This is a genomic window from Planctomonas deserti (assembly GCF_003067705.1).
In the GTDB taxonomy this organism is placed as follows: Bacteria; Actinomycetota; Actinomycetes; order Actinomycetales; family Microbacteriaceae; genus Planctomonas; species Planctomonas deserti.
Genome location: NZ_QANL01000045.1, coordinates 1 through 727 on the forward strand (window position 1 = coordinate 1; position 727 = coordinate 727).

At 66.4% G+C, this 727-nt stretch carries 1 protein-coding gene; it reads left to right on the forward strand.

Going from position 1 to position 727, the window contains the following annotated elements:
• Positions 1 to 727, forward strand: a 727-nt coding sequence (locus tag DAI20_RS19435; RefSeq protein ID WP_168927704.1) for a sigma-54-dependent Fis family transcriptional regulator, incomplete at both ends; no start/stop codon positions are given.

A 727-nucleotide genomic window follows, 5' to 3' on the forward strand; every position in this document is an offset into this window, starting at 1 on the left:
CCGATCTGCCGGTGATCCTGCTGACGGCCTGGACCCACCTCAGCAGCGCGGTGGATCTGGTCAAGGCCGGTGCGGCCGACTACCTGGCCAAGCCCTGGGACGACCGCAAGCTGATGACCACGGTCAACAACCTGCTGGAACTGTCCGAGGCGCGCCGCGAACTGGACCGGCGCCGCAGCCGTGAACTGCGCCAGCGCAATGCGCTGGAAGAGAAGTACGACCTGTGCGGCGCGGTCTTCGCCGACCCCGCCAGCGAGCGCGTCATCGCTCTCGCCTGCCAGGTCGCACGCTCGGAACTGCCGGTACTGATCACCGGCGCGAACGGTGCCGGCAAGGAGAAGATCGCGCAGATCATCCAGGCCAATTCCCTGGTGGCCAAGGGTCCATTCGTGGCGGTCAACTGTGGCGCGCTGCCTTCGGAACTGATCGAGGCCGAACTGTTCGGTGCCGAGGCCGGTGCGTATACCGGCGCCAACAAGGCGCGCGAAGGCAAGTTCGAGGCCGCCGATGGTGGCACCCTGTTCCTGGATGAGATCGGCAACCTGTCGCTCGGCGGGCAGATGAAGCTGCTGCGCGTGTTGGAAACCGGCCGCTTTGAGCGCCTGGGTTCCAACCGCGAGCGCCAGGTCAAGGTGCGCGTGGTCAGCGCGACCAACGCTGACCTGCCGGCCATGATCCGCGACGGCACCTTCCGCGAAGACCTCTATTACCGCCTCAACACGGTGGA